1 protein-coding gene and 1 pseudogene are annotated in these 651 nt (G+C 61.0%); both read right to left on the bottom strand.

Annotated features, from left to right (window positions below):
* On the bottom strand, positions 1–545 hold a 545-nt coding region (locus ACR0NY_RS19140; RefSeq protein WP_480771308.1), incomplete at its 3' end, for a dihydropteroate synthase.
* Between the two features lie 9 nt (positions 546–554).
* Positions 555–651 (bottom strand): annotated as a pseudogene (locus ACR0NY_RS19135) (methylenetetrahydrofolate reductase); the annotation flags it as partial.

The raw sequence follows: 651 nt of genomic DNA, 5'->3' as shown, positions 1-651 counted from the left end.
GCGGGGATGCCGTGATCGGCGGCCCGCTCAACAATCGTATTGGCGACGGCAAAACGCACATCGGGATCTTCGGAAATACCGGTGTCGTCATTCGAGATCGCCACAACCGGCACGTTGTACTTCTTGACCAGCGGCAGAACCAGTTCCAGGCGTTCTTCCTCGCCAGTCACCGAGTTCAGCAGCGGACGGCCTTCAGCCGCCTCCAGACCGGCTTCCAACGCGCCCGGAACCGACGAGTCGATGCACAGCGGCACGTCCACCAGACCCTGCACCAGCTCGACAATCCGGCGCATCAGCGGCGGCTCGGTCTCGTTTGGGTTTGGGTTCGAGTTGTAGACAACCCCGGCGTTGATATCCAGGACGGTCGCACCGGCCGCAACCTGCGCCAGCGCGTCTTTCTCGACGGTCGAGAAATCGCCCGCTTCCAGTTCCGCCGCCAGTTTCTTGCGACCCGTGGGGTTGATGCGCTCACCGATCACGCAGAACGGTTCGTCAAAGCCCAGAACGGCAGTTTTTGTTTTTGATTCGACGACTGTACGGGTCATGTCCGGTCCTTAAGCGTTTGCAGGCTGTGCCGACGCACCGCCGTTATTGATCGCCCAGTTGGCGTTGGTCTTGATCCCGCCCAGCGGGAAGAAATGCACGTTGGTG

The sequence above is a fragment of the Ruegeria sp. BJ5 genome, assembly GCF_056537865.1.
This window is presented reverse-complemented; position numbering and strand designations above follow the sequence as displayed.